The organism is Streptomyces sp. NPDC002734 (genome assembly GCF_040295685.1).
In the GTDB taxonomy this organism is placed as follows: Bacteria; Actinomycetota; Actinomycetes; order Streptomycetales; family Streptomycetaceae; genus Streptomyces.
The window spans coordinates 305,994-331,436 of sequence record NZ_JBEOVU010000001.1 but is presented as its reverse complement, the minus strand read 5'-3'; the positions used below and the strand labels follow the sequence as shown (position 1 = coordinate 331,436).

The window sequence follows — 25,443 nt, the reverse complement described above, 5'->3', positions numbered from 1 at the left end:
CCGGTCTGCGGTCGCATTCGTGACGTTGGTCATGCTTTTCGGGATTGTCCGGGCCTGTCAGGTCCTGGGCGTCTTTCGTTGTCGCTTTCGGGGGAGATGGTCGGTCATGTCGTACGTCGAGGTACCGGGCGCCAAGGTGCCGATCCGTATGTGGACGGACCCCGCCGCGGTCGAGGACGTCGCCATGCGGCAGCTGCAGAACGTCGCGACGCTGCCGTGGATCAAGGGCCTCGCGGTGATGCCCGACGTCCACTACGGCAAGGGCGCGACGGTCGGCTCGGTGATCGCCATGCAGGGCGCGGTGTGCCCGGCGGCGGTGGGCGTCGACATCGGCTGCGGGATGTCCGCGGTGAGGACGTCGCTGACCGCGAACGACCTGCCGGGCGACCTCTCGCGGCTGCGCTCGAAGATCGAGCAGGCCATCCCGGTCGGCCGGGGGATGCACCACTCCCCGGTGGACCCGGGCCGGATGCACGGCTTCGCCACCGCCGCGTGGGACGACCTGTGGGACCGGTTCGACGGGATCGCCGATGCGGTCAAGTTCCGTCAGGAAAGGGCTGCGAAGCAGGCGGGAACGCTTGGATCCGGCAACCACTATATTGAACTGACGCTCGATTCTGAGGGCTCGGTGTGGCTCACTCTGCACTCCGGCTCGCGGAACATCGGCAAGGAACTCGCCGAGCACCACATCGGCGTCGCGCAGAGCCTGCCGCACAACCAGGGTCTGATCGACCGCGACCTCGCGGTGTTCGTCGCGGACACGCCGCAGATGGCTTCCTACGAGAACGACCTGTACTGGGCGCAGGAGTACGCCAGGTTCAACCGGTCGATCATGATGGCGCTGCTGAAGGACGTGGTCCGCAAGGAGTTCAAGAAGGCGAAGGTGGCCTTCGAGCCGGAGATCAGCTGCCACCACAACTACGTCAACCTCGAGCGCTACGACGGTATGGATCTCCTGGTCACGCGCAAGGGCGCGATCAGTGCGCTGCCGGGTCAGTTCGGCATCATCCCGGGTTCCATGGGGACGGCCACGTACATCGTCAAGGGACTCGGCAATGCGAAGGCGTTCAACTCCGCCTCGCACGGCGCGGGCCGGCGGATGAGCCGGAACGCCGCCAAGCGGCGCTTCACCGCGGCGGACCTGGAGCGGCAGACGCAGGGCGTCGAGTGCCGCAAGGACTCCGGCGTGGTGGACGAGATCCCGGCGGCTTACAAGCCGATCGAGCAGGTGATGGACCAGCAGCGTGACCTGGTGGAAGTGGTGGCCAAACTCAAGCAGTTCATCTGCGTGAAGGGCTGACGGTTGCCGGGCCGTCGTGCCCCCTTTTCACGGCTCGACCGTGAAAAGGGGGCACGACCACGATCAGGCCTCGGTGGTCGGCATGGGAACTTCGCCGTGCCGGAGCCGCCAGAGGCGAATCGTGCAGCTCTTCTGCGTGCGGCCGAGCACCTCTGCGGCGGCTTTCGGATCGTTGAGTCGGAGAAGCGCCCGGTCCTCGTGAGTTGCCCATGCCCGCCGGGTGTGCGCCGCCCGCATGGTCTCCGGCCTCTTCCATGAGGCGAGGGAGTCCGCTGCTCGCTGCTTCCGCTCGAGCGCGAGGCACCCGGGGTAGTAGAGGTGGGCGGCGAAGGTCTGCGCGTGCTCCATGGCGAGCATCACGTTGTAGACACTGTCGCGGGTATTGCGCCCGGCGGTGCGCCGTACGCCGCACACCTCGTGCGCGTAGTGGCAGAAGTAGGTGGCGATCGCTGTGCTCTCGGTGGTCAAGCTGACGAAGGGCAGCCCGGTGCGGGTGAAGCCCACTGAGCCGTCGGCGTCGATGACGCCGCGCAGGTAGTCGGGCCGGCAGAAGTCACCTCGCGGCGGAGCGACGGCCCGGGACTTCTTTCCGTAAGGCAGCCCCAGCTCGTTGAGCCGGGTTCTCGCCGCGAGAGAGCAGAGCGTCCATGTGGCGGAGTGGTGCGAGGCCGAGAAGTTGGTCGCCCGGGAGCGCTCCCGGATGCTGCTCGGGTGCGGCGTCAGCCGCTGGAAGCGCTGCAGGATCTCGATGTCCCGCACATTGAGTTCGGCTGTGAGATGGCCCTTTTTGCCAGGGCTCCCCTGCAGATGACCGTCAGCCTGCAGGAATCCGAACATGTAGGAGTACTCGGGGACTGTCAGGTCCATGAAGGCGGGTGACGCGGAAGCGTCCAATGCCTCGTCGAGCGTCAGTTGTCGAGCGCTAGGCTCGCAGTCGGCCATGGGGAGTCAGCCCTTCCCTCGGTCAGGCCCTTGGCGGGGTGCCTCCCGTCAAGGGCCCTCGTGTTTACCTGAGCTGCGAGCGTAGGCAGGGCGTTCGCGCATCGGAGGCCCGATCGACCAGCTTCACGCGTAGGGGTGGAAAGGCGAGTCCTCGTTCAGTGTTCGTCGTAGTTTTCGTTCACCGTGAACCCGATGACCGAGCCGCCGCCGTCGCGGCGGAAGGCGAAGGGGGCGCCGTCGTGGGAGGCGGAGACCTCGCGGACGATGGCGAGGCCCAGGCCGGAGCCGGGGAGGCTGCGGGCGGCGGGGGTGCGGTAGAAGCGGTCGAAGACGCGGCCGAGGTCGGCGGGGGCGATGCCGGGGCCGCGGTCGAGGACCTCGACGCGGACGTGGGCGGCGCCCTCGGGGCGGATGACCCGGACGTCGATGGGGGCGGTGCCCCCCTGGTCGAACTTGGCGGCGTTCTCCACCAGGCTGGAGATGGCCCGCTGGAGGGCGGAGGGGCGGCCGTCGACGGTGGTGTCGCCGGCCACGGAGACCCGGACGTCGCGCCCGGTGCGGCGGCGGGCGTGCACCGCGACGTCCTCGGCGAGGTCCGCGAGGTCCACCGGGCGGACCGGTTCGGTGTCCGACTGGCCGGCCGCGAGGTCCACCAGCTCGTTGACCAGGTCGGTCAGCTCGCGGGACTCGGTGGCCAGGTCCTCCACCAGCTCCTCGCGGACCCGCGGCGGGAGCTCGTCGATCCGGCCGAGCATGGAGATGTTGGTGCGCAGCGAGGTCAGCGGGGTGCGCAGTTCGTGGCCGGCGTCCTGGACGAGGCGGCGCTGGTCCTCCTCGGACTGGGCGAGCCGGTCGAGCATGCGGTCGAAGGCGCGCCCGAGGCGGCCCACCTCGCCGGCGCCGGTGACGGGCACCTGGATGGACAGCCGCCGGGTGCGGGCCACCGCCTCGGCGGCGTCGGTCAGGGCGACCAGGCGGCGGGTGATGCGGTGGGCGAGCCACCAGCCGAACAGGCCCGCGGCGAAGACGACGGCGACGATCTGCCAGGCGGTGCGGCGCTGCAGTTCGCGCAGCAGGTCCTCGGTGTCGCTGAACTCGTGGGCGACCTGGACCGCGCCGCGTCCGCCGCCGAGCGAGACGGTGGCGATGCGGTACATGTCGTGGCCCGCCTCGATGTCGGCGTGCTCGACGCTGTGTCCGGCGGCCTGCCGCAGAGCGGTGCGCCGGTCGTCGTCGGTGACCGGCAGGGCGGGGCGGCCGGGGTCGTCCACGGAGCCGTCCGGGCCGAGGACCTGCACGACGGTGCGGCTGGGGCGGACGATGTCGTGGCCGGGGACGTGCGAGGAGAAGTCCTCGGGCGTCATGCGGCGCTGCCGCACCTCGGCCCGCAGGTCGCCGACCACCTCGGCGAATATCGTCTGCTGGTCCACCCGGACCATCCGGGCGGCAGCGTTGTAGGAGAGCAGGCCGACCACCACGGTGACGGCGGCGGCGACCGCCGCGAAGGAGACGGCGAAGCCGGTCCGCAGCGAGGCCAGCCGGCCCAGACGTCCGCGCATCCGCTCAGCCCTCCCGCAGCACGTACCCGACGCCCCGCACGGTGTGGATCAGCTGCGGGGCGCCCGGCTCGTCGAGCTTGCGCCGCAGGTAGCCGACGTAGACGGCGAGGTTCTTGGAGCCGGGGCCGAAGTCGTAGCCCCAGATGCGGTCGTAGATGGTGGTGTGGTCGAGAACGACGCCCGCGTGCCGCAGCAGCAGTTCCAGCAGGTCGAACTCGGTGCGGGTGAGTTCGATCTCGCGTGCGCCGCGCCAGACGCGGCGGGCCGAGGGGTCCATCCGCAGTCCGGCCGCGGTCAGGGTCCGGGGGTCCTGGGCGGAGTCCGCCGGGCGCGGGGCGGGCGTGTGGACGGGCTCCTTGCCGGCCCGGCGGAGCAGGGCGCGCAGGCGGGCGAAGACCTCGTCGACCTCGAACGGCTTGGGCACGTAGTCGTCGGCGCCGGCGTCCAGGCCGGCGATCCGGTCGGCGGTCTCGACCAGCGCGGTGAGCATCAGGATGGGGGTGCGGTCGCCGCGGGCGCGCAGTTCGCGGCAGACCTGGAGCCCGTCGACGCCGGGCATCATCACGTCCAGCACCAGCACGTCGGGGGCGGTGGCGGCGGCCTGCTCCAGCGCGGCGGCGCCGTCGGCGACGGCGGTGACCTCGTAGCCCTCCAGGGTGAGGGCACGGGCCAGGGCGTTGCGGATGGCGCGGTCGTCCTCGGCGAGCAGCACGGTGTGGGGCACGGGCCCAGTGTGTCATTCCTGTGCCCGGCCCCTTCGGGCCGCGGCGGCCCGCCCGGAGCGGGTGGTGGGCCGGGCGGGGCCGGGACTGGGTCAGGAGGGGGCAGAAGGGGGTCAGGAGGGGCGGCGCAGTGCCTGGAGGGCCTGTTCGAAGGGGACGGTCTCCAGGTCGCCGACCCGCACGACGCCGCTCTCGTCCTCCTGGGCCGCCCGGGCGGCGGGCAGCCGGCCGGGGCCGGTCATCAGCGCCGCGAGCTGCCCGGCCGCGCGGGTGATCCGCTCCTGGAGGCCCTGGGCGCCCCAGTCCTCCGAGGCCGCGTAGACGCCGGTGGGCACCACCACGGCGCGCAGGTAGGAGAAGAGCGGCCGCAGGGCGTGGTCCAGGACCAGGGAGTGGCGGGCCGAGCCGCCGGTGGCGGCGATCAGCACGGGCTTGCCGTCGAGGGCGTCCTGGTCGAGGACGTCGAAGAAGGCCTTGAAGAGCCCGCTGTAGGAGGCGGAGAAGACCGGGGTGACGACGACCAGTCCGTCGGCGGCCGCCACCGCCTCCTGGGCGGCGGCGAGCTCGCGGCCGGCGAAGCCGTTGGTGAAGTTGTGCGCGATCTCCACAGCGAGGTCGCGCAGCTCGACCACCGTGACCTCGGCGCCGGTGCGGTCGGCGGTGGCCTGGGCCAGGCGGTCGGCCAGCAGGCGGGTGGACGACGGGACGCTCAGACCCGCCGAGACGACGACCAGCTTCATCGTGCGGCCTCCTTCTCGGGTGCGGTGACGGCGGTGGTGGCGGGGGCGGCGGTGGCCTCCGCGGCTTCGGCGGCGGCGCGCTCCCGGGCCCGGTCGACCCGCGCGGCGTGGCTCGGGGCGTCCGGCACGTCGGCCGGGCGGCCCTTGGCGAACTCCTCGCGGAGCACCGGGACGACCTCCTCGCCGAGGATGTCGAGCTGCTCGAGCACGGTCTTCAGCGGCAGGCCGGCGTGGTCCATCAGGAACAGCTGGCGCTGGTAGTCGCCGGCCACCTCGCGGAAGGACAGGGTGCGCTCGATGACCTGCTGCGGGGAGCCGACGGTCAGCGGGGTGTCCCGGGTGAAGTCCTCCAGGGACGGGCCGTGGCCGTAGACCGGGGCGTTGTCGAAGTAGGGGCGGAACTCGCGCACGGCGTCCTGGGAGTTCTTCCGCATGAACACCTGGCCGCCGAGCCCGACGATCGCCTGCTCGGGGCGGCCGTGCCCGTAGTGGGCGTAGCGGGTGCGGTAGAACTCGACCATCCGGCGGGTGTGGTCGGCGGGCCAGAAGATGTTGTTGTGGAAGAAGCCGTCGCCGTAGTAGGCGGCCTGCTCGGCGATCTCGGGGGACCGGATCGAGCCGTGCCAGACGAACGGCGGCACGCCGTCCAGGGGGCGGGGCGTGGAGGTGAAGCCCTGGAGCGGGGTGCGGAACTTCCCTTCCCAGTTCACCACGTCCTCGCGCCACAGGCGGTGGAGCAGGGCGTAGTTCTCGATCGCGAGGTTGATGCCCTCGCGGATGTCCTGGCCGAACCAGGGGTAGACCGGGCCGGTGTTGCCGCGCCCCATCATCAGGTCCATCCGGCCGTCCGCGAGGTGCTGGAGCATCGCGTAGTCCTCGGCGATCTTCACCGGGTCGTTGGTGGTGATCAGCGTCGTCGAGGTGGACAGGGTGAGCCGCTCGGTGCGCGCCGCGACGAAGCCCAGCATCGTGGTGGGGGAGGACGGCACGAAGGGCGGGTTGTGGTGCTCGCCGGTGGCGAAGACGTCGAGGCCGACCTCCTCCGCCTTGAGGGCGATGGCGACCATGGCCTTGATCCGCTCACGCTCGGTCGGCGTGCGGCCGGTGGTGGGGTCGGCCGTCACGTCGCCGACCGAGAAGATCCCGAACTCCATGGTCATGGTCGCTCACTCCAATGTTGTTGATTGTTGAACTATATCCGACAACGAGGGGGGCGCGACGGGTATTCCTGCGCGGTCGGAGGCGGACCCGGGGGCGTCCGGCGGCGGACGGGCCGCGGCGGGCATGGCAGGGTGGCCCGATGGGGATCGTGAGGTCCGCGGCGCTCTTCGTGCTGGCCGCGGTGTTGCAGATCGGCGGCGCGTGGCTCGTCTGGCAGGGCTTCCGCGAGAGCCGCGGCTGGGCGTGGATCGGCGCGGGGGTGCTGGCGCTGGGGGCGTACGGGTTCGTCGCGACGTTCCAGCCGGACGGGGAGTTAGGGCGGGTGCTGGCCGCGTACGGCGGGGTCTTCGTCGCGGGGTCCCTCGCGTGGGGGGCGATCGCCGACGGTTACCGCCCCGACCGCTGGGACGTCACCGGCGCCCTCGTCTGCCTCGCGGGCATGGCCCTCATCATGTACGCGCCCCGCGGCCGCTGACCCCGGCCCTCGGGAGGGCGCCGGCCGCGCGGCGGCCTGGGCCGCTCCCGTCGCCGGGCCGCGGGCCGAGGCGGGGCCGCGAGCAGGGGCCGTCACGTGATGGGACGGCTTACCGCCGGGGCGGGGGGCGTGCCTATTCTGGCGGCGTCCTGGAAACGCATTCGAACGGGAGCGCCGCGCCGACATGACCGCCGCCTACACCGCCACCCCCACCCCCGCCTCCCGCATCGCCGTCGTCACCGGCGCGAGCAGCGGCATCGGCGCCGCCACCGCGCGGCAGCTGGCGGCGGCCGGGTACCGCGTGGTGCTGACCGCCCGCCGCAAGGACCGCATCGAGGCGCTCGCGGAGGAGATCGAGGCGGCGGGCCACTCCGCCACCGCGTACGCCCTCGACGTCACCGACCGTGCCGCCGTCGACGAGTTCGCCACCGCGTTCAAGACCATCGGCGTGCTGGTGAACAACGCCGGCGGCGCCCTCGGCTCGGACCCGGTGGCCACCGGCGACCCGCAGGAGTGGCGCACGATGTACGAGACGAACGTCATCGGCACCCTCAACGTCACCCAGGCCCTGCTGCCCGCGCTGACCGCGAGCGGCGACGGCACGGTGGTGGTGGTGTCCTCCACCGCGGGGCACAGCACCTACGAGGGCGGCGCCGGCTACGTGGCCGCCAAGCACGCCGAGCACGTGCTCGCGGAGACCCTGCGGCTGGAGATCGTCGGCACCCCGGTGCGGGTGATCGAGGTCGCGCCCGGCATGGTCAAGACCGAGGAGTTCGCCCTGACCCGCTTCCACGGGGACCAGGAGAAGGCGGCCAAGGTCTACCAGGGCGTGGCCGAGCCGCTGACCGCGGACGACGTCGCGGACACCATCGCCTGGGCGGTCACCCGCCCCAGTCACGTCAACGTCGACCTGCTCGTCCTGCGCCCCCGCGCCCAGGCCTCCAACACCAAGGTGCACCGCGAACTGTGACCACCCGGGCCACGCGGTGACCCGGAACCGGACCGGGGTCACGCCGCGTAGCCGGCCACGGCGGCCTCCCGGCGCCCGTCCACACCCTGTGGACGGGCGCCGCCGCGTTGTGCGCCGCCGCCTTGCGCGCGTGGCGACCGCACCGCCGAACGAGGGGGCGTGACTCTCCGTGGCGTTTCGTTGCCCGGTGCGAGTGGCCGATGTTCCTACGATCTTCCCAGCTGCTCAACATCTGATGATCCATCCGATGAGCTGCAGGGGCGGGGATCCAGCGAACGTCAGCGCAACCGATTCCGGAAGTCACCTCCATGGCAGATACGAACAGCCGTCCGCGGACCCGCCGGACCGTTCTCGGCGCCGCGGGAGTGCTGGTCCTGGCCGCTCTCAACGCCCCCGCCGTCTACGATTTCGCGTCCCGGACCTACCACGCCCACCTGATCGAGCAGACGTCGTACAAGGCCGACCACGGTCACTGGCAGATCGTCGACGTCCCCGAGCGATTCCGGATCAACACGATCCACGCCGCGCTGCTGAGCACCGGCAAGGTGCTGCTGATCGCCGGGTCCGGCAACAACGCCAAGATGTTCGACGCCAAGTCCTTCCGCACCGTGGTGTGGGACCCGGTCCGCAACACGTTCAAGAACGTGGAGACACCCAGCGACCTGTTCTGCGCGGGCCACACCCAGCTGCCCGGCGGCAACCTGCTGGTGGCGGGCGGCACCCAGCGGTACGAGACGCTGAAGGGCGACGTCGAACGGGCCGGCGGCCTGATGATCGTCTACAACGAGAACCCCGACAAGCCGAAGACGCTGCCCGAGGGCACCCTCTTCACCGGCAAGGAGAGCGGGAAGACCTTCGCCTCCCGGGCGAGCCTGGTGGTGCCGCGCGCGAAGAAGGAGATCGACCCCGGCACCGGAAAGGCCACCGTCACCGCCTCCTCCGCGCGGGTCTACGTGGAGGCGACCCAGGACGGTCCGCAGCACCAGACCGGCTCGCAGGACCAGTACCGGATCAAGGGGCTGAAGGGCGCCGAGAAGCGTAACGTCTACGGGATCGCGCAGAAGCTCTCCTTCGACAAGAAGGACTTCCAGGGGATCAAGGACGCCTACGAGTTCGACCCGGTCGCCGAGAAGTACATCAAGGTCGACCCGATGCACGAGGCCCGCTGGTACCCCACGCTGACCACGCTGGAGGACGGCAAGGTCCTCTCCGTCTCCGGGCTGGACGAGATCGGGCAGGTGGTCCCGGGCAAGAACGAGGTCTACGACCCGAAGAAGAAGGACTGGGAGTTCGTCCCCAGGTCGCGCTTCTTCCCGACCTACCCGGCGCTCTTCCTGGCCCAGGGCGGGAAGATCTTCTACACCGGTTCGAACGCCGGGTACGGACCCGCCGACAAGGGCCGCGAACCCGGCCTGTGGGACCTGAAGAGCGGCGCCTTCACCGAGGTGCCCGGGCTTGAGGACCCCAAGCTGCTGGAGACCTCGATGTCGGTGCTGCTGCCGCCGGCGCAGAAGCAGCGCTACATGGTGATCGGCGGCGGAGGCGTGGGCGAGAGCCCGCGGTCCACCGACCGGACCGGGCTGGTGGACCTGAAGGCGAAGGAGCCGGCGTTCGTCTCCGGGCCCGACCTGTACGCCCAGGCCCGCTACCCGTCCGCGGTGATCCTCCCCGACGACACCGTCCTGGTCACCAACGGCTCCGGCGACTACCGCGGCAAGGGCGACAGCAACGTGCTCAAGGCGGCGGTCTACGACCCGGCGAGCAACCGGTTCCGCGAGGCGGCGGAGCCGCTGGTGGGGCGGAACTACCACTCCGGGGGCCTGCTGCTGCCGGACGGCCGGGTGATGACCTTCGGCTCCGACTCGCTCTTCTCGGACAAGGCCGACTCCAAGCCCGCCGTCTTCGACCAGCGCATCGAGATCTGGACCCCGCCCTACCTGCACCAGGGCGGGCAGCGCCCGCGGCTGCGGGAGGGCGAGGACTCCCGCCGGACGGTCGAGCTCGGCGCGTCGACCACCTACGCCAGCCCGGACGCCGCGCGGATCGAGAAGATGCGGCTGATCCGCCCGGGCGCCTTCACCCACGTCACCAACGTCGAACAGCGGTCGGTGGCGGTGGAGTTCACCAAGCAGCGGGGCCGGGTGAAGGTCACGCTGCCCGACGACCCGTCGCTGGTGCCGCCCGGCTGGTACATGCTCACCGCGGTCGACGGGCGGGGCGTGCCGTCGGAGGCGGTGTGGGTGAAGGTGCCGGTGTCCGACGACGCCACGTCGCTGAAGACCACCGAGGAGCCGCCCGCGCCCGCGCTGTAGTCGGCCCGGCGGCGCCCCGTCCAGGGCGCTCGCCACGCCGTGCGTCCGCCTCGCCGGGACCGAAGTCCCTGGTCGGCCGGGACTTCGGGCCCTCCGACCAGGGACTTTCGCTGTCCGGCGACGGGTCCCAGGGCCCTGGGGCGTGACCCCCGCCCGGGGCCAGCATGAGCGGTGGCAGGCCGGGAAGGCCGTCGACCGTCCTCCTCCCCCGTAGGACCGGACCGCTCTCCCGGCCCGCCCGACGTATCAGCGCTTCGGGAGGACGACCCGGTGGACACCGCACAGCCGATGGAGACGGACGAACGGAAGGCCGTCACCGGACCACCGCCTCCCGGCACCGATCCCGCCTCCGGCCCCGATTCCTCCTCCGGCACCGACCCCGCCTCCCGCACCGATCATGCCCTCGCCGCCCCCGGGGCCCGGCGGGCCAACTGGGTCGACTGGCTGACCACCACCGACCACAAGAAGATCGGCACGATGTACCTGGTCAGCGCCTTCGTCTTCTTCGGGATCGGCGGCGTCCTGGCCCTGCTGATGCGCGCCGAACTGGCCCGCCCCGGGACGCAGATCCTCTCCAACGAGCAGTTCAACCAGGCGTTCACCATGCACGGCTCGATCATGCTGCTGATGTTCGCCATGCCGCTGTTCACCGGCTTCGCCAACTGGATGATGCCGTTGCAGATAGGCGCGCCGGACGTGGCGTTCCCGCGGCTGAACATGCTGTCCTTCTGGCTGTTCCTGTTCGGCTCGCTGATCGCCGCGTTCGGCTTCCTCACCCCGCAGGGCGCGGCCAGCTTCGGCTGGTTCCTCTACGCGCCGCTGTCCTCGGAGCTCTACTCGCCGGGCATCGGCTCCGACCTGTGGATCATGGGCGTCGCCCTCTCCGGCTTCGGCTCCATCCTCGGCGCCGTCAACTTCATCACCACGATCATCTGCATGCGCGCCCCCGGCATGACGATGTTCCGGATGCCGATCTTCACGTGGAACGTGCTGCTGACCGGCGTGCTGATCCTGCTGGTCTTCCCGGTGCTGGCCGCCGCGCTCTTCGCCCTGGAGATGGACCGGAAGTTCGGCTCGCACATCTTCGACGCGGCCAACGGCGGAGCGCTGCTGTGGCAGCACCTGTTCTGGTTCTTCGGCCATCCCGAGGTGTACGTCCTGGCGCTGCCGTTCTTCGGCATCGTCTCCGAGGTCATCCCGGTCTTCTCCCGCAAGCCGATGTTCGGCTACATGGGCCTGGTGGGCGCCACCGTCGCCATCGCCGGCCTCTCCGTCACCGTGTGGGCGCACCACATGTACGTCACCGGCGGGGTGCTGCTGCCCTTCTTCGCCTTCATGACGATGCTGATCGCGGTGCCCACGGGCGTGAAGTTCTTCAACTGGGTCGGCACCATGTGGCGCGGCTCGCTGTCCTTCGAGACGCCGATGCTGTGGGCGGCCGGGTTCCTGGTGACCTTCCTGTTCGGCGGGCTCACCGGCGTCATCCTGGCCTCGCCGGTCCTGGACTTCCACGTCTCCGACTCGTACTTCGTGGTCGCGCACTTCCACTACACGCTCTTCGGCACGGTGGTGTACGCGATGTTCGCCGGATTCCACTTCTGGTGGCCCAAGTTCACCGGCAAGATGCTCGACGAGCGGCTCGGCAAGGTCACCTTCTGGACGCTGACCGCCGGCTTCAACCTGACCTTCCTGGTGCAGCACTGGCTGGGCGCCGAGGGCATGCCGCGCCGGTACGCCGACTACCTGGCCGCCGACGGCTTCACCGCGCTCAACACCCTCTCCACCATCGGGTCGTTCCTGCTCGGCCTGTCGGTGCTGCCCTTCCTCTACAACGTGTGGAAGACGGCGAAGTACGGCAAGCCGGTCGGCGTGGACGACCCGTGGGGCTGGGGCCGCTCGCTGGAGTGGGCCACCTCCTGCCCGCCGCCGCGCCACAACTTCGAGCGGCTGCCCCGGATCCGCTCGGAGTCCCCGGCCTTCGACCTGCACCACCCGGGCATCGGCGACCGCGAGACCGGGACGGTGAAGACCGAGACGGTGAAGGTCCAGCCGGTGAAGACCGGGACGGTGAAGTGACATGGGCGTCCTCGCCCTCGGGTTCGCCGTCGTCGCCCTCGCCGGATACGTCTGGTACGTGCCCGCCCTGCTGGAGCTGAAGGCCGGCCCGGCGGACCGGCCGCCCTCCCGCCGCAGCTCGGCCGCCGCCTGCCTGGTGGCGTGGACCACGGTGGCCCTGACCGCCGTGCTCCTCCCCGCCGACGGCGTGGGATCGCTGGCACTGTGCGCGGCGGGCGCGGCGGTCACCGTCGCCCTGCGGCTCAGGGCCCTGGTGCTCTCCCGGCGCGAGACCCGCGAGGCGGCGGGGGTGTGGGCGGAACTGCACCGGTGAGGGCGGGGGCCGGCGGCCCCCGGGGACCGCGGGTGAGGGCAGGTGAGGTGAGGTATCCGTCGGTCCTGCCGTACAACCTTGTCCGGGGCAAACGGGTCACACACCGCGAAACCCTTGGCCATGCCCGAGCTCCCGACCGGGTGGCCGCCCTCCTGACCTGCGAGAGGTTCCCATGAGAGTTCGCCGTGCCCTGGCCGTCGCGGCGGCCACCGCCGTCGTCGCACCGCTGACCCTGCTGTCGGCGCCGGCGGCGTTCGCCGAGGACCCGATACCCTCCGCCTCGCAGAGTCAGCCGGCGGGCGGGACCCCGGAGACCGGCGGTGCGGCGACCACGGAACCCGCCGCGGGAGGCGATGCGACCGACGCCGGGACGCCCGCCGCGGGTGGCGGGACGACGCCGGAGGCCGGCGGGACGCCCGCCGCGCCCGCCGCCCCGGGCGAGGACGAACTCACCGGCAGGGTCGGGGACCTGGCCGAGGGCGAAGGTGAGGAAGAAGGCGAGGGCGAGGAGTACCCGCTCTGCGAGAAGCGGGCGATCGACAAGGGCCTGAGCACCAAGATCACCGGGCTGCCCGCCGCCTACGTCGCCGGCTCCGGCTGGGACGAGTTCCGCCTCACCGTCACCAACCGGACCGGCAAGGAGCTGGACCGGGTCTGGTTCGACGTGTCGATCGAGCTGGGTGCGGCCGAGGTCGAGTACCTCGACGAGGGCGGCTGGACGGACGAGTTCCGCTGGGAGGGCGACACCGCCAGCTTCGGCGGCTACGCGGAGGACGTCGCCGCGGGTGAGGCCCTGGTCTCCGACCTCCGCGTCCGCGTACGGGCCGGCGCCCAGTCCGACGAGTCGTTCGCGGTGGGCGGCGCCCTGTACCAGGGCGCGGACGACACCTGCTTCCACAACGGGAACACCTACGAGTTCATCGTCCTGCCCGCCGGGACGAGCACCCCGTCGCAGACGCCCTCGCCGTCCGCCTCGCCCAGTGTGACGGCGTCCCCGTCCCCGTCGCACAGCGGCACCAGCGCGTCGCCGCAGGGCGGCGGGCAGAGCACCACCGGCAACCTCGCCGCCACCGGCAGCGACCGGGCCCTCGGCCTGGTGGGGGCCGCGGGCGCGGCCGCCGTCGTGCTCGGCGGCGGCGCGGTGCTGGTCACGCGGCGCAGGAACGCGGGCGCGCGGCTCTGAGTACAACCCTCGCGGGGGTGAGCGGGTCACATGATCCGAACGCAGGCCACGCCGACAGCACGTCGGCGTGGCCGTCCCGCCGACCTGCGAGGTTCCCATGAGAGTTCGTCGTGCCCTGGCCGTCGCGGCGGCCACGGCCGTCGTCGCGCCGCTGACCCTGCTGTCGGCGCCTGCGGCGTTCGCGGGCGATCCCGCGCCGTCCCGGTCGGCCTCGGCCGCGCCGACGCGGGGGCAGGACGCGACGGCGGACCCCGGTGACGGGACCGGCGACGCCACCGCGGCGCCGGGCGACTCCCCGGCCCCGGTCCCTGACCCCGTCCCCGCCTCGGAGTCGCCGGCCGCCGGCGACGAGCAGCCGGAGCGGGGGACGCCCGGGACGGGGGCGGGGGAGACCCGCAAGGAGGCGGTCGGCGACCTGCCCGACCACGCTCTCTGCGACCGCAGCGAGGTCGACGAAGGGCTCCGGACGAAGGTCACCGGTCTGCCCCGGCGGATCGAGGCCGGGTCCGGCTGGGACGTCTTCCGGTTCACCGTCACCAACGACACCGGCAAGGACCTGGACCGGCTGTGGCTCGACCTGGCCGTCACCTACCAGGAGAACCCGGAGCTGCTGGCGGAGGGCCTGGCCGAGATCCAGTACCGGAGCGACGGCCGGTGGTCGGACGAGGAGTACCACCGCTGGCCGGGGAGCACCGGCAGCTACAGCGACGTCCTCGAGCACGTCCCGGCCGGCGCCACCTTCACCGCTGACCTGCGGATCCGGATCCGCGAGGACGCCCCGGCCGGAGCGTCGTGGGCCTACACCGACGTCGTGTACGACGAGGACATGACCTGCTTCCGCGGCAAGGACAACCTCCAGGAGTTCACCGTCGTCGCGGCCGACGCCGATCCGTCGCGCCCTCCGCGGCCGGCCCCCTCCCGCAACGGCCGCCCGACCCCGTCCGGCCCGAGCGGACACGACGCCGAGGGTGGCGATGCCGCCGACGGCGGGACGCGTTCGCAGCGCGGCCCGGACGCCACGTCGGGCTCCGGCAGCCTCGCCGCCACGGGCGCCGGTGACGCCCTTCCGCCGGTGGCGGCCGCGGGTGCCGCGGCCGGCGCCGTCGGCGCGGCCGGAGTCCTCGCCGTCCGCCGCCGCAGGGCGTCCGCCCACACCTGATGTGTCCGGCGGGCTCACCCGCCGGTTCGATCCTCCTGACGCACCCGTCACCGGCAGCCCTTCCAGCCCTACTTCTTGTGCGAGTGACAGTAACCAAATAGCCTGTGTGGCATGGCAGTTGGCGAGTGGTCGCCTCCGTCGGTGCTGCTGACGGTCGACCTTGTGATCCTGACCCTGAAGGAAGGGCGGCTGTGCGTCCTGCTCGTGGAGCGAGGCGAAGATCCCTTCCAGGGCCTGCGGGCCCTGCCCGGCGGCTTTCTCAACAACGCCGCTGAGGAGATCTTGGACGCCGCCCACCGCGAGCTGGGCGAGGAGACCGCTCTGGCCGCCGGATGCGTCCATCTCGAACAGCTGGCGGTCTACGGGGACGCCGGCCGCGACCCCCGCGGACGCGTCGTCTCCGTGGCCCACCTCGCGATCGCGCCGGGGCTCCCCGAACCGGTCGCGGGAACGGACGCCTCGGACGCCGCGTGGGTTCCCGCGGAGGCGGTCCTGTCCGGCGAGGTGGAGCTGGCGTTCGACCACCACCGGATCGTGGCGGACGGGATCGAACGCGCGCGCACCAAGCTCGAGCACTCGGCGCTGGCCACCGCCTTCTGCGGAGAGCTCTTCACCATCGCCGAGCTGCAGCAGGTGTACGAGGCGGTGTGGGGCGCGGAACTCGACACCCGGAACTTCTACCGCAAGGTCCAGGCCGTGAAGGGATTCATCGTCCCCGGCGGCTCGGGGCGCAGGAGCACCGGAGGACGGCCCGCGCGGCTGTACCGGGCCGGGCCGCGGGCGGTGCTGTTCCCGCCCCTGATCCGGCCCGTGCCGTCCGACGCGGAAGAGAGCACGACGGAGGAAGGAAGGTAGATGTCGAAGGACATGGTGGTGATCCTCACCGCCCTCAATCTCGAGTACGAGGCGGTGCGCCGGAAGCTGGCCGGCCCGCGGTTACACCTCCACCAGCACGGCACGCGCTTCGAGGTGGGGACCGTGCGGGGCACTTCCTGCCGTGTCGCGCTGGGCCTGACGAACAAGGGGAACCACTCCGCCGCGGTGATCGCCGAGCGTGCCGTCCAGGAGTTCTCGCCGGCGGCCGTGCTGTTCGTCGGCGTCGCCGGGGCCCTGTGGGACACCGCCAGGCTGGGTGATGTGGTGGTGGCGACACACGTGTACGCCTACCACGGCGGGACCAGCGAGGACGACGGGCTCAAGGCGCGCCCCCGGGTGTGGGAGGCGCCCCACGCGATCAGCCAGCTCGCCTCGCACCTGGCTCGCGTGAACGACTGGACCGACGGCGACGACGCCGCCGGGCGCGGACGGGCGCCGCAGGTGCGCTTCGGCGCGGTCGCCGCCGGCGAGGTCGTGCAGAACTCCAGGATCTCGGCCGAGGCCCGGTGGATCCGGCAGCACTACAACGACGCCCTCGCGATCGAGATGGAGGCCGCCGGTGTGGCGCAGGCCGGTCATCTCAGCGGGGCGCCGGTGGCCGTCGTCCGGGGGATCAGTGATCGGGCGGACGGCACGAAGGGCAGCGCGAAGGACCGGAACTGGCAGCCACGGGCTGCCGCGAACGCGGCCGCGTTCGCCACGCGGCTGGCCGTGGAGCTGGTGGGAGTACAGGAGCAGATGGCGATGTCCCAAGCGGACAGGAGCCCGACGGCCGCTGGACGGACCGGGGGCGTGAGCAACACCGCTCACCGCAGCACTGTCGGCATCATGGCCGGCACGGTCCACGGCAGCAGCGTCCACCTCAACGGGGACCCGGGCACGGCCGCTCCGGTGGACCTGGTCGCCGCGCTGGACGAACTCCGTGAGCGGCTGGGGCGTCATCATGCCGAGCGCGGTCTCGATGACGACACCTACCCGGAGGCGCTGGCGGAGCTGGAACTGGCCCGCCGGGCGGCGAAGGAGAACACGAGCGGAGCGTCCAGGAGGGCGACCATGGCACTCAAGCGGTTACGCGGTCTGATCGCGGATCTTCCCGGTCCGGCGGCCGAGGTGGCGTCCCTGATCACCGTGGCGGGAGACCTGTCATGAACGGCGGCGGCAACGGCACCCACAACTGGGCCTACGACTCCACCGTCGGAATCCAGGCCGAGACCGTCCACAACTCCACCGTGTACGTCGTCCCCCCGGACGCGTCGCCCGAGGAGAAGTACAGGGTCGGTCTGCGGTACCTGGAGAACGGGGTGCCCAGTCGCGCCCGCGACATGTTCCGCCAGGCGATCAACAACGGCTACGACAACGCCGAGGTCACCTTCCACTGGGTGCTCGCCATGCTCGGCGCACGGTCGTACCACGACCTCGGCGCCGAGGAACTGCGCGAGCTGCACGCGGCCTTCGCGCGCATGCCGGCCCACCCCGAGGGGGAGTGGAAGGAGTCCCTGCGTGTGGCCTTCGCCCTGCTGGAGACGGCCGGCACCGAGGACGGGGACACCAAGCGTGTGCTCGACCAGGTGCGTGCCCTGCCACCGCTCCAGCGCGACGCGATCCTCCTCCACTTCGACCTCGTCCTCGCCGGAGGGCTGAAGGACGGCCTGTGGGCCGAGAACCGCAAGCAGGCCGAGGCGGACCGCTTCGGCAACGACCGGATCGGACGGGTCTGGGCGTACTTCGAACCCGACCCCATCGGCCCGCGGGCCGTGCCGCCCCGTCCGAGCACCGCTGCCGCCGCCCGGAAGGCCCTGCCCGTGCGGGCCGGCGTGTTCGGCGGTCTGGCCGCGTTCCTGTGGATCCTGGCGCTGATCGCGGATCCCGCCGCAGCGGTCCTGCAGTTGCTGGTGGTGGCCGGCGCCGGCCTGACCGCCGTTCACTTCGGCCGCCAATGGTCGTACCGGGAACAGCGGTCCAAGACCACCGGCCTTGGGGCGCAGGTGCCGTTCACCGGGCATCCCGCGGCCAACGGTGACGGATTCACCAACGGCGTCCGCCATTCCTTCGACCACTACTTCAGCAACCGCGTGCCCCGGGGGATCACCCCGCACGACTGGCTCGGCTGGACCGCCCACCTGCGCTCGAGCCTGGTCGCCGAGATCGCGCTGCTCTACCGCGAGAGCCGCGTCGGCGTGGACCGGGTCAACTGGCTGATCCGCCACCTCGCGGAGGACGCCCGGGACCGTCACGAGCGGGGCGTCCTGTTCGACGACCAGCGGGAGAACCAGGCGACGTCGGCGTTGAAGGCGCTGTGCGTGGTCGCTCTGGTCGTGTGCGGCATCACGGCACTGGCCATGCTCGGGACGGTCTTCTCCGGCGGCGGGGCGCAAGTGCTGCTCGCCCTGCTGACGGTGGTCGGCATGGTCTGGTCCGGATCCACGGCCGCGTCGATGTGGCAGCAGACCCAGGGCGAGGAGCACCGGGTGGCCGTGGAGACCCGGGAGTACGAGCAGCGGCTGGCGGAGCGGCAGGTGGCGTACGAGAAGTGGAGGACGTACCTGGAGGCCACGCGACCCAGCGAGCTGGAGATGGAGACCTGGCTCGCCTGCGACAAGACGCTCTTCGTCGACGAGGCGCTACGTCACTACCAGCTCAACTGGCGCGACCTGATCACCCACACCATCCTGATGACCCCCGCCCGCCCGTACAAGCGAGGACGGGTCAGGGGCGGTCCCTGGCGGTACTCGCGCTACAGCCTGCGGCTCTTCCTGGTCACCCAGGACGGCGTGCGGGAGATCAGCACCGAGTTCGACTTCACCGACGCCTCGCGCGGGGACGAGCAGCGCAGCAACTACCGGTTCGACGCTCTGTCCTCGGTACAGGTCACCGAGCGCGCCCAGGTCGGCTACGACCTGGAGCTCATCCTCACCAACGGGCCGGCCCGGAGGATCCGGGTGAAGGATGCCGACACCCATCAGCTGGCGCCGGACGAGAACGCCCAGGAGATCGCCGAGATCAACCTGAACGCTGCCGGCTTCATCCACACGTTCCGCCTGCTGGAAGGCATCGCGGCGGACGGGAAGGGCTGGATCGAGCGCAACAACGCGGGCGACCCGCCGTCCTTCGGCACCGACGACTGACCCGGGAAGGGGCCTGCGAACCCGAGGGACCGCGAACCTTCGGGTCCGCGAGGTTCCGGGCCCCCGCCCCGGCGGTCGTCGGCCGCGGCCGGGGCGCGCCGGTCAGGGCCAGACAAGGCAGTACGGCTGGTGGCCCGCCTCGTGGAGCCGGTGGCTGAAGTCCTGCCACTCGTGCAGCAGCTGGTAGACGTTGAACGCGTCGCGGGGGCCGCCGCGGTCGGGGACCGTGGACCAGATGAACGCGGCCGCGCCGACCGCCTCCTCGCCGATGCCGCGCAGCGGGTCGACGGTGGTCATGGGCAGCTTGACCACGGCGTACTGGGGGCGCAGCACGACGAGTTCGAGCGGGGGGACCTTGTTCAGCGGGACGCCCTCGATGCCGGTGAGGACCATCGCCGCCACCGTCTCGGGCTTGATGCGGGTGAAGAGGCCGCCCATGCCGAGCTCGTCGCCGCCGAGCTCCTCGGGGCGCATGGTCTCGGGGACGCGGGCGGCCGCCGCGCCGCTCGGCGCGCCGAAGTACTTGTACGTCACTCCCAACCGGCTGCTCCTTGCCACGGGTCCCGCCGGCTTCTCGGCGCCGTCACTCTGCGCGCCCGCCCGGCGGGCCGCGGCCTCGGCCGCTTCAGTCGTCGTCTCGTCCGCCTCGCGCCGGTGCTTGCCCCGACGGGAACGCCGAGGACCCATGTCGCCAGTCCCCTCGCCCAGTCCGCCACCGCGATGCATATCTCCACCCGACTGCTGTTCTAGGACGCGTCGCCCCCGCCGCGCAACCCGATCACCCGTTCATCGTGTCAGTGACCTCCCCCACGTCCGCCCCACGAAACGTACACAGGAGAAGACCCGGAAGGAGGAACGCGCACGGGGTTCTCGTCACAGTCTCGCAGATGGGCGCAGAACACGCTCCGTTATCTCCGGACCAGGGCCGGTACGCCCCGAAGGGCCGGGCCGGCCGCCCACCCCCGTGCCACGGGGTCGGGTCACGACCGCTGGCCTACCCTGTGGGAGTCCCCCGTAACCGCAGTCGGAGATCCGGAGAAGCCGCAGGCATGACCGTTCCGTCCTACCCCTACGAAGCCCCTGCCTCGCAGGCGCTGTTCGACCGAGCGGCCGCCGTCACGCCGGGTGGTGTGAACTCCCCGGTGCGCGCCTTCCGCGCCGTGGGCGGCACGCCCCGGTTCATGGTCTCCGGCAGCGGCCCCTACCTCACCGACGCCGACGGCCGCGAGTATGTGGACCTGGTCTGCTCCTGGGGCCCGATGATCCTGGGCCACGGCCGGCCCGAGGTGATCGCCGCCGTGCAGGACGCCGTCACCCGCGGCACCTCCTTCGGCACGCCCGGCGAGGGCGAGGTCGCGCTCGCCGAGGAGATGGTGGCGCGGGTCGCCCCGCTGGAGCAGGTCCGCCTGGTCTCCAGCGGCACCGAGGCCACCATGTCCGCGATCCGCCTGGCCCGCGGCTTCACCCGCCGCGCCAAGGTGGTCAAGTTCGCCGGCTGCTACCACGGTCATGTCGACTCGCTGCTGGCCGCCGCGGGCTCCGGCGTCGCCACCTTCGCGCTGCCCGACACCCCGGGCGTCACGGGCGCGCAGGCCGGGGACACCATCGTGCTCCCCTACAACGACCTGGACGCGGTCCGCGCCGCCTTCGCCGCGCACCCCGGTGAGATCGCCTGCGTGATCACCGAGGCGTCGCCCGGCAACATGGGCGTCGTCCCGCCGCTGCCCGGCTTCAACCAGGGGCTCAAGGACCTGTGCGCCGAGAACGGCGCGCTGTACGTCTCCGACGAGGTGATGACCGGTTTCCGCACGTCGAAGGCCGGCTGGTTCGGCGTCGACGGCGTGGTCCCGGACCTGATGACCTTCGGCAAGGTGATGGGCGGCGGCTTCCCCGCCGCCGCGTTCGGCGGCCGTGCCGACGTGATGGCGCACCTCGCCCCGGCCGGCCCGGTCTACCAGGCGGGCACCCTCTCCGGTAACCCGGTCGCCACCGCAGCGGGCCTGGCCCAGCTGCGGCTGCTGGACGACGCCGCCTACGAGAGGCTGGCGGACTCCTCGGCCCGGATCCAGGCGCTGATCGGTGACGCGCTGAACAAGGAGGGCGTCGCGCACACCGTGCAGAAGGCCTCCAACATGTTCTCGGTGTTCTTCACCGACCGCCCGGTGCACGACTACGAGGACGCCAAGGCCGCGGAGTCCTTCCGCTACACGGCCTTCTTCCACGCGATGCTGGCGAGCGGGGTCTACCTGCCGCCGTCGGCGTTCGAGAGCTGGTTCCTGTCGACGGCGCACGACGAGCGGGCTCTGGAGCGGATCGCCGACGCGCTGCCCGCCGCCGCCCGCGCCGCCGCGGAGGCCACGGCATGAGCGGGGGGAACGACGTGAGCGCGGAGAAGGACGTCACCGTCGTCCACCTGATGCGTCACGGCGAGGTGGAGAACCCGACCGGGCTCCTCTACGGACGGCTGCCCGGCTACCACCTGTCCGAGCTGGGCCGGAAGATGGCGGACCGGGTCGCCGAGCACCTCGCGCCCAGGGACGTCACCTACGTGTGCGCCTCCCCGCTGGAGCGGGCGCAGGAGACGGCCACGCCGATCGCCAAGGCGCACGGTCTGGAGCTGGACACCGACGAGCGGCTGATCGAGGCGGAGAACGTCTTCCAGGGGAAGACCTTCGGCGTCGGCGACGGCGCGCTGAAGCGGCCCGGCAACTGGAAGCACCTGGTCAACCCGTTCAAGCCGTCCTGGGGCGAGCCGTACGAGGTGCAGGTGGCGCGGATGCGCGCGGCGCTGGACGCCGCCGCGGCCGCCGCCCGGGGCCACGAGGCGGTGCTGGTCAGCCACCAGCTGCCGATCTGGATCGTGCGGTCCGCGGTCGAGGGCCGGCGGCTGTGGCACGACCCGCGGCGCCGGGAGTGCACCCTGGCCTCGCTGACCTCCTTCACCTACGAGGGCGACCGGATCGTGGCCGTCGGCTACACCGAGCCGGCCCGGGACCTGGTGCCGGCCCACCTGCTGGCCGGCGCCAAGCCGGTCAAGGGCGGACAGAAGGCGTTCGGAGCCTAGCCTCCGCGAAGGCCCGCGCACCCCCGCCGACGTGGGGGTTCGCGGGCCGCAGGGGGGTCCCCAAGATCCCCGGAACGGACATGCGAAACTTTTCACATGACTGGCCACAAGCCTCGTGCGCACCGCCGCCGCCGCGCCCAGGCCGCGGCGGCCACCGCTGCCGCCGCCGCTCTGCTGCTGTCGGCGTGCGGCTCGGAAGGTGACGGCGGCTCCTCCGCCGCCGGCGGCGGAGGCACCAACTTCGTCACCAGCACCAACGGCATCGCCACCGTCGCCGAGGGCGACCGCCGCGCCGCCCCCCGCCTGAAGGGCGAGACGCTGGACGGCGGGCAGCTGGACACCGGCGACTACAAGGGCGACATCGTCGTCCTCAACGTCTGGGGCTCCTGGTGCGCCCCGTGCCGTGCCGAGGCCAAGAACTTCGTGAAGGTCGCCGGCGAGACCAAGGACCAGGGCGTCCGGTTCGTCGGCATCAACACCCGCGACACCTCCACCCAGCCCGCCCTCGCCTTCGAGGAGGAGGAGGGCATCGAGTACCCGAGCCTGTACGACCCGACGGGCCGGCTGCTGCTCCGCTTCGAGAAGGGCACGCTCAACCCGCAGGCGATCCCCACCACCCTGGTCATCGACCGGGACGGGAAGATCGCGGCGCGGGCGATGCAGCCGCTGAGCGAGGACAAGCTGCGGGAGATGCTCGACCCGGTGCTGGCGGAGAAGTGACGTGACGCTCCTCGCCGTGGATGCGCTCGCCGTGGACGTGTCGGACACCGTGCTGAACGGGGCCCTGCTGCTGGCCCTGCCGGTCGCGGTGCTCGGCGGTCTCGTCTCGTTCTTCTCGCCCTGCGTGCTGCCGCTGGTGCCCGGTTACCTCTCCTACGTCACCGGGGTCACCGGCACCGACCTGGCGGAGGCCCGCCGCGGCCGGATGGCGGCCGGGGCCTCGCTGTTCGTGCTGGGCTTCACCGTGGTGTTCGTCTCCACGGGCGCGCTCTTCGGCTACTTCGGGGCGACGCTGCAGGAGTACAGCGGCGTGCTGTCCAAGGTGCTCGGCGTGCTGATGATCGCGCTGGGCGTCTTCTTCATGGGGCTGATGCCCTGGCTGACCCAGCGGGAGTTCCGCTTCCACCGCAAGCCGGCCGCAGGGCTGGCGGGCGCGCCGCTGCTGGGCGCCCTGTTCGGCATCGGCTGGACGCCCTGCATCGGCCCGACGCTGGCCTCCGTGCTGGCGCTGTCGCAGGAACAGGCCAGCGCCGGACGCGGGGCGATTCTGACCGTCGCGTACTGCCTGGGCCTCGGCATCCCGTTCGTGCTGGCCGCGGTCGCCTTCCGCAAGGCGCTGGGCGCCTTCGGCTGGGTCAAGCGGCACTACGTCTGGGTGCTGCGGATCGGCGGCACGATGATGATTGTGACCGGTGTGCTCCTGCTCACCGGGGTCTGGGACCTGCTCGTGCAGCAGCTGCAGACCTGGACCACTGGCTTCACACCGGGGATCTGATCCATGAGCGAGACCACCACCGGGACGACCGGCGAGAAGACCGGCGAGGCCGGCGACACCGAGGCCGGGACCCGGCTGTCCACCGCGCCGGTCGAGTCGACCGCCGTGCCCGGCTCCTTCGGCGGCCGCCGCGCCCCGGGCGTGTGGGGACGGATCACCTGGACAGGCCGTGAGGTCACGGGCTGGGTGCGCTGGTTCTGGCGCCAGCTGACCTCCATGCGGACGGCACTGCTGCTGCTCCTGCTGCTGTCACTGGCGGCCGTCCCCGGTTCGCTCATCCCGCAGAACCGCGTCGACCCGATCAAGGTCGAGGAGTTCCGCGAGGCTCACACCACGCTGACGCCGCTCTACGACGCGCTGGGCATGTTCAACGTGTACAGCTCGGTGTGGTTCTCCGCGATCTACATCCTGCTGTTCGTCTCGCTGATCGGCTGCATCGTGCCGCGCACCTGGCAGTTCGTGGGCCAGCTGCGGGGACGTCCGCCGGGCGCGCCGCGCCGGCTGGACCGGATGCCCGCGTACACGACCTGGCGCACCGCGAAGAGCCCCGACGAGGTGCGCGACGCCGCGCTCGGCGTCCTCAAGGGCCGCCGGTTCCGCGCGCACACGGCGGGCGAGGCGGTGGCCGCGGAGAAGGGCTACCTGCGGGAGGTGGGCAACCTCGCCTTCCACCTGGCGCTGATCGTGATGCTGATCGCCTTCGGCTGGGGCGAGCTGTTCAAGTCCGAGGGCAACAAGCTGATCGTCGAGGGCGACGGCTTCGCCAACACGCCCGTCCAGTACGACGACTTCCGGGCCGGCAGCCTCTTCTCCTACGACGACCTGGAACCGTTCAGCTTCGACCTGGACGACTTCCGCGCCACCTTCGCCCCCTCCGGCCCCAACCGCGGCACGCCGCGCACCTACGAGGCGACCCTCACCTACCGCGAGGGCGTCGACGGGGCGGAGAAGAAGAAGGTCGTGCAGGTCAACAAGCCGCTCGAGGTCGGCGGCTCCAAGGTCTACCTGACGAGCCACGGCTACGCGCCGGTGGTCACGGTCCGCGACGGCAAGGGGAAGGTGGTCTTCTCCCAGCCGGTGCCCATGCTGCCGATCGACCAGAACATCACCTCGCAGGGCGCGGTCAAGGTGCTGGACGGCTACCGGGACCCGAAGGGCAAGGAGGAGCAGCTCGGCTTCTCCACGGTGTTCGTGCCGACCTTCGCCGGCAAGGGCAGCGGGACGATGTTCTCCCAGTTCCCGGCGCTCGACTTCCCGGTCCTCGCGGTCGCCGGCTTCCACGGCAGCCTGGGCGTGGACTCGGGCATCCCGCAGAACGTGTACCAGCTCGACGACCGGAAGCTGAAGCAGTTCAAGGACGAGAACGGCGACATCCTCCGCAAGATGCTGCTGCCGGGCGAGACCATGGAGCTGCCCGGCGGCGCCGGCTCGATCACCTTCGAGAAGGAGATCAAGGAGTGGGCGAACTTCCAGGTCGTGCGACAGCCCGCCGGCGGCTGGGCGCTCGGCGGGGCGCTCGTCGCCATCGCCGGTCTCTCGGGCTCCCTGTTCATCCAGCGCCGCCGCGTCTGGGTGCGCGCCACGGCCGGTGAGGACGGGGTGACCGTCGTCGAGATGGCGGGCCTGGGCCGCAGCGAGTCCGCGCGGCTGCCGCAGGAGCTGGGCGAGCTGGTCGGGCTCGTCCACGACCGGGCGCCCACCGCACCCGGCACCGCACCAGACTCCGGGCCGGACGCCGCACCGGACGCCGCCCCGGATGCCGCACCGGACTCAGGGCCGGACGCCGCACCCGGCACCGCACCGGGCTCCGGGCCCGATGCGACGCCGGACCCCGCGTCGGAGACCGCACCGCACCCCGGGTCCGGATCCGCGCCGGACCCCGCAGATTCCCCCGTACCTTCCCCTGAAGGGGCTGACAAGTGACGACGCTCGCCGCCACGACCAACGAGAGTCTCGCGCAGATCAGCAACG

Annotated in this window: 22 protein-coding genes; 16 read left to right on the top strand and 6 right to left on the bottom strand. The window is 71.7% G+C overall.

All coding sequences use genetic code 11. The annotated features are described in order from the left end of the window. Positions 1-106: 106 nt before the first annotated feature. Positions 107-1,300: an RtcB family protein gene (locus ABT026_RS01510; protein ID WP_351110927.1), complete on the top strand. Its 1,194-nt coding sequence runs from the start codon at positions 107-109 to the stop codon at positions 1,298-1,300. Between the two features lie 63 nt (positions 1,301-1,363). Here the strand turns inward: ABT026_RS01510 and ABT026_RS01505 are convergent, their stop codons facing one another. The 5 genes from ABT026_RS01505 to ABT026_RS01485 all read right to left on the bottom strand — a co-directional run bounded on the left by ABT026_RS01505 (position 1,364) and on the right by ABT026_RS01485 (position 6,417). After that, positions 1,364-2,242, bottom strand: a complete 879-nt coding sequence (locus ABT026_RS01505; protein WP_351110925.1) for a hypothetical protein — start codon at positions 2,240-2,242, stop codon at positions 1,364-1,366. Positions 2,243-2,397: 155 nt separating this feature from the next. Continuing rightward, the gene (locus ABT026_RS01500; protein WP_351110923.1) at positions 2,398-3,801 is read right to left on the bottom strand and encodes a HAMP domain-containing sensor histidine kinase; all 1,404 of its coding nucleotides are present in this window, start codon (positions 3,799-3,801) and stop codon (positions 2,398-2,400) included. A 4-nt stretch (positions 3,802-3,805) separates the two neighbouring features. Beyond that, the gene (locus tag ABT026_RS01495) at positions 3,806-4,525 is read right to left on the bottom strand and encodes a response regulator transcription factor (RefSeq protein WP_351110921.1); all 720 of its coding nucleotides are present in this window, start codon (positions 4,523-4,525) and stop codon (positions 3,806-3,808) included. Positions 4,526-4,636: 111 nt separating this feature from the next. After that, entirely contained in the window at positions 4,637-5,263 is a 627-nt protein-coding gene (locus ABT026_RS01490; protein WP_351110919.1) for an FMN reductase, read from the bottom strand. After that, the gene (locus ABT026_RS01485; RefSeq protein WP_351111027.1) at positions 5,260-6,417 is read right to left on the bottom strand and encodes an LLM class flavin-dependent oxidoreductase; all 1,158 of its coding nucleotides are present in this window, start codon (positions 6,415-6,417) and stop codon (positions 5,260-5,262) included. Before ABT026_RS01485 ends, ABT026_RS01490 begins: the two co-directional genes overlap by 4 nt. 146 nt (positions 6,418-6,563) lie before the next feature. On the opposite strand from ABT026_RS01485, the gene ABT026_RS01480 reads away from it, so the two are divergent. The 10 genes from ABT026_RS01480 (at position 6,564) to ABT026_RS01435 (ending at position 18,913) form a co-directional block, all read left to right on the top strand. Then, positions 6,564-6,899, top strand: a complete 336-nt coding sequence (locus ABT026_RS01480; RefSeq protein ID WP_351110917.1) for a YnfA family protein — start codon at positions 6,564-6,566, stop codon at positions 6,897-6,899. 184 nt (positions 6,900-7,083) lie between these two features. Continuing rightward, positions 7,084-7,869 (top strand): SDR family NAD(P)-dependent oxidoreductase, encoded by a 786-nt coding sequence (locus ABT026_RS01475; RefSeq protein ID WP_351110915.1) that lies wholly within the window; start codon positions 7,084-7,086, stop codon positions 7,867-7,869. Between the two features lie 308 nt (positions 7,870-8,177). Beyond that, entirely contained in the window at positions 8,178-10,181 is a 2,004-nt protein-coding gene (glxA, locus tag ABT026_RS01470; protein WP_351110913.1) for a radical copper oxidase GlxA, read from the top strand. Positions 10,182-10,469: 288 nt separating this feature from the next. After that, positions 10,470-12,257 (top strand): aa3-type cytochrome oxidase subunit I, encoded by a 1,788-nt coding sequence (gene ctaD, locus ABT026_RS01465; protein ID WP_351111025.1) that lies wholly within the window; start codon positions 10,470-10,472, stop codon positions 12,255-12,257. 1 nt (position 12,258) lies between these two features. Then, positions 12,259-12,570 carry a hypothetical protein gene (locus tag ABT026_RS01460; RefSeq protein WP_351110911.1) on the top strand — a complete coding sequence of 104 codons (312 nt, stop codon included), beginning with the start codon at positions 12,259-12,261 and terminating at the stop codon, positions 12,568-12,570. Between the two features lie 172 nt (positions 12,571-12,742). Next, positions 12,743-13,753 carry a hypothetical protein gene (locus tag ABT026_RS01455; protein ID WP_351110909.1) on the top strand — a complete coding sequence of 337 codons (1,011 nt, stop codon included), beginning with the start codon at positions 12,743-12,745 and terminating at the stop codon, positions 13,751-13,753. Positions 13,754-13,850: 97 nt separating this feature from the next. Further along, positions 13,851-14,912: a hypothetical protein gene (locus tag ABT026_RS01450; RefSeq protein WP_351110907.1), complete on the top strand. Its 1,062-nt coding sequence runs from the start codon at positions 13,851-13,853 to the stop codon at positions 14,910-14,912. A 111-nt stretch (positions 14,913-15,023) separates the two neighbouring features. Beyond that, positions 15,024-15,767 (top strand): NUDIX hydrolase, encoded by a 744-nt coding sequence (locus ABT026_RS01445; protein WP_351110905.1) that lies wholly within the window; start codon positions 15,024-15,026, stop codon positions 15,765-15,767. Next, positions 15,768-16,937 (top strand): 5'-methylthioadenosine/S-adenosylhomocysteine nucleosidase family protein, encoded by a 1,170-nt coding sequence (locus tag ABT026_RS01440; protein ID WP_351110903.1) that lies wholly within the window; start codon positions 15,768-15,770, stop codon positions 16,935-16,937. It begins immediately after the preceding gene. Beyond that, complete coding sequence (locus ABT026_RS01435) at positions 16,934-18,913, top strand: hypothetical protein (RefSeq protein ID WP_351110901.1); 1,980 nt, start codon at positions 16,934-16,936, stop codon at positions 18,911-18,913. Before ABT026_RS01440 ends, ABT026_RS01435 begins: the two co-directional genes overlap by 4 nt. 102 nt (positions 18,914-19,015) lie before the next feature. Here the strand turns inward: ABT026_RS01435 and ABT026_RS01430 are convergent, their stop codons facing one another. Next, entirely contained in the window at positions 19,016-19,639 is a 624-nt protein-coding gene (locus ABT026_RS01430; protein ID WP_351110899.1) for a hypothetical protein, read from the bottom strand. 323 nt (positions 19,640-19,962) lie between these two features. Here ABT026_RS01430 and hemL point away from each other — a divergent pair, with 323 nt between their 5' ends. The 5 genes from hemL (at position 19,963) to resB (ending at position 25,395) form a co-directional block, all read left to right on the top strand. Then, positions 19,963-21,279, top strand: coding sequence for a glutamate-1-semialdehyde 2,1-aminomutase (hemL, locus tag ABT026_RS01425; protein WP_351110897.1), 1,317 nt, complete (start codon positions 19,963-19,965; stop codon positions 21,277-21,279). Beyond that, entirely contained in the window at positions 21,276-21,977 is a 702-nt protein-coding gene (locus ABT026_RS01420) for a histidine phosphatase family protein (protein ID WP_351110895.1), read from the top strand. Before hemL ends, ABT026_RS01420 begins: the two co-directional genes overlap by 4 nt. Positions 21,978-22,073: 96 nt before the next feature. Beyond that, positions 22,074-22,697 (top strand): TlpA family protein disulfide reductase, encoded by a 624-nt coding sequence (locus ABT026_RS01415; RefSeq protein ID WP_351110893.1) that lies wholly within the window; start codon positions 22,074-22,076, stop codon positions 22,695-22,697. 1 nt (position 22,698) lies between these two features. Further along, positions 22,699-23,472 carry a cytochrome c biogenesis CcdA family protein gene (locus tag ABT026_RS01410; protein WP_351110891.1) on the top strand — a complete coding sequence of 258 codons (774 nt, stop codon included), beginning with the start codon at positions 22,699-22,701 and terminating at the stop codon, positions 23,470-23,472. Between the two features lie 3 nt (positions 23,473-23,475). Beyond that, complete coding sequence (resB, locus tag ABT026_RS01405) at positions 23,476-25,395, top strand: cytochrome c biogenesis protein ResB (protein ID WP_351110889.1); 1,920 nt, start codon at positions 23,476-23,478, stop codon at positions 25,393-25,395. The last annotated feature ends 48 nt before the right edge of the window (positions 25,396-25,443 follow it).

Bases quoted from the DNA above. Each gene is read 5' to 3' on its own strand.
- ABT026_RS01510 (WP_351110927.1), top strand. From the start codon at position 107: ATGTCGTACGTCGAGGTACCGGGCGCCAAGGTGCCGATCCGTATGTGG.
- ABT026_RS01505 (WP_351110925.1), bottom strand. From the start codon at position 2,242: ATGGCCGACTGCGAGCCTAGCGCTCGACAACTGACGCTCGACGAGGCA.
- ABT026_RS01500 (WP_351110923.1), bottom strand. From the start codon at position 3,801: ATGCGCGGACGTCTGGGCCGGCTGGCCTCGCTGCGGACCGGCTTCGCC.
- ABT026_RS01490 (WP_351110919.1), bottom strand. From the start codon at position 5,263: ATGAAGCTGGTCGTCGTCTCGGCGGGTCTGAGCGTCCCGTCGTCCACC.
- ABT026_RS01485 (WP_351111027.1), bottom strand. From the start codon at position 6,417: ATGGAGTTCGGGATCTTCTCGGTCGGCGACGTGACGGCCGACCCCACC.
- ABT026_RS01480 (WP_351110917.1), top strand. From the start codon at position 6,564: ATGGGGATCGTGAGGTCCGCGGCGCTCTTCGTGCTGGCCGCGGTGTTG.
- ABT026_RS01475 (WP_351110915.1), top strand. From the start codon at position 7,084: ATGACCGCCGCCTACACCGCCACCCCCACCCCCGCCTCCCGCATCGCC.
- glxA (WP_351110913.1), top strand. From the start codon at position 8,178: ATGGCAGATACGAACAGCCGTCCGCGGACCCGCCGGACCGTTCTCGGC.
- ctaD (WP_351111025.1), top strand. From the start codon at position 10,470: ATGGAGACGGACGAACGGAAGGCCGTCACCGGACCACCGCCTCCCGGC.
- ABT026_RS01460 (WP_351110911.1), top strand. From the start codon at position 12,259: ATGGGCGTCCTCGCCCTCGGGTTCGCCGTCGTCGCCCTCGCCGGATAC.
- ABT026_RS01455 (WP_351110909.1), top strand. From the start codon at position 12,743: ATGAGAGTTCGCCGTGCCCTGGCCGTCGCGGCGGCCACCGCCGTCGTC.
- ABT026_RS01450 (WP_351110907.1), top strand. From the start codon at position 13,851: ATGAGAGTTCGTCGTGCCCTGGCCGTCGCGGCGGCCACGGCCGTCGTC.
- ABT026_RS01445 (WP_351110905.1), top strand. From the start codon at position 15,024: ATGGCAGTTGGCGAGTGGTCGCCTCCGTCGGTGCTGCTGACGGTCGAC.
- ABT026_RS01440 (WP_351110903.1), top strand. From the start codon at position 15,768: ATGTCGAAGGACATGGTGGTGATCCTCACCGCCCTCAATCTCGAGTAC.
- ABT026_RS01435 (WP_351110901.1), top strand. From the start codon at position 16,934: ATGAACGGCGGCGGCAACGGCACCCACAACTGGGCCTACGACTCCACC.
- ABT026_RS01430 (WP_351110899.1), bottom strand. From the start codon at position 19,639: ATGCATCGCGGTGGCGGACTGGGCGAGGGGACTGGCGACATGGGTCCT.
- hemL (WP_351110897.1), top strand. From the start codon at position 19,963: ATGACCGTTCCGTCCTACCCCTACGAAGCCCCTGCCTCGCAGGCGCTG.
- ABT026_RS01420 (WP_351110895.1), top strand. From the start codon at position 21,276: ATGAGCGGGGGGAACGACGTGAGCGCGGAGAAGGACGTCACCGTCGTC.
- ABT026_RS01415 (WP_351110893.1), top strand. From the start codon at position 22,074: ATGACTGGCCACAAGCCTCGTGCGCACCGCCGCCGCCGCGCCCAGGCC.
- resB (WP_351110889.1), top strand. From the start codon at position 23,476: ATGAGCGAGACCACCACCGGGACGACCGGCGAGAAGACCGGCGAGGCC.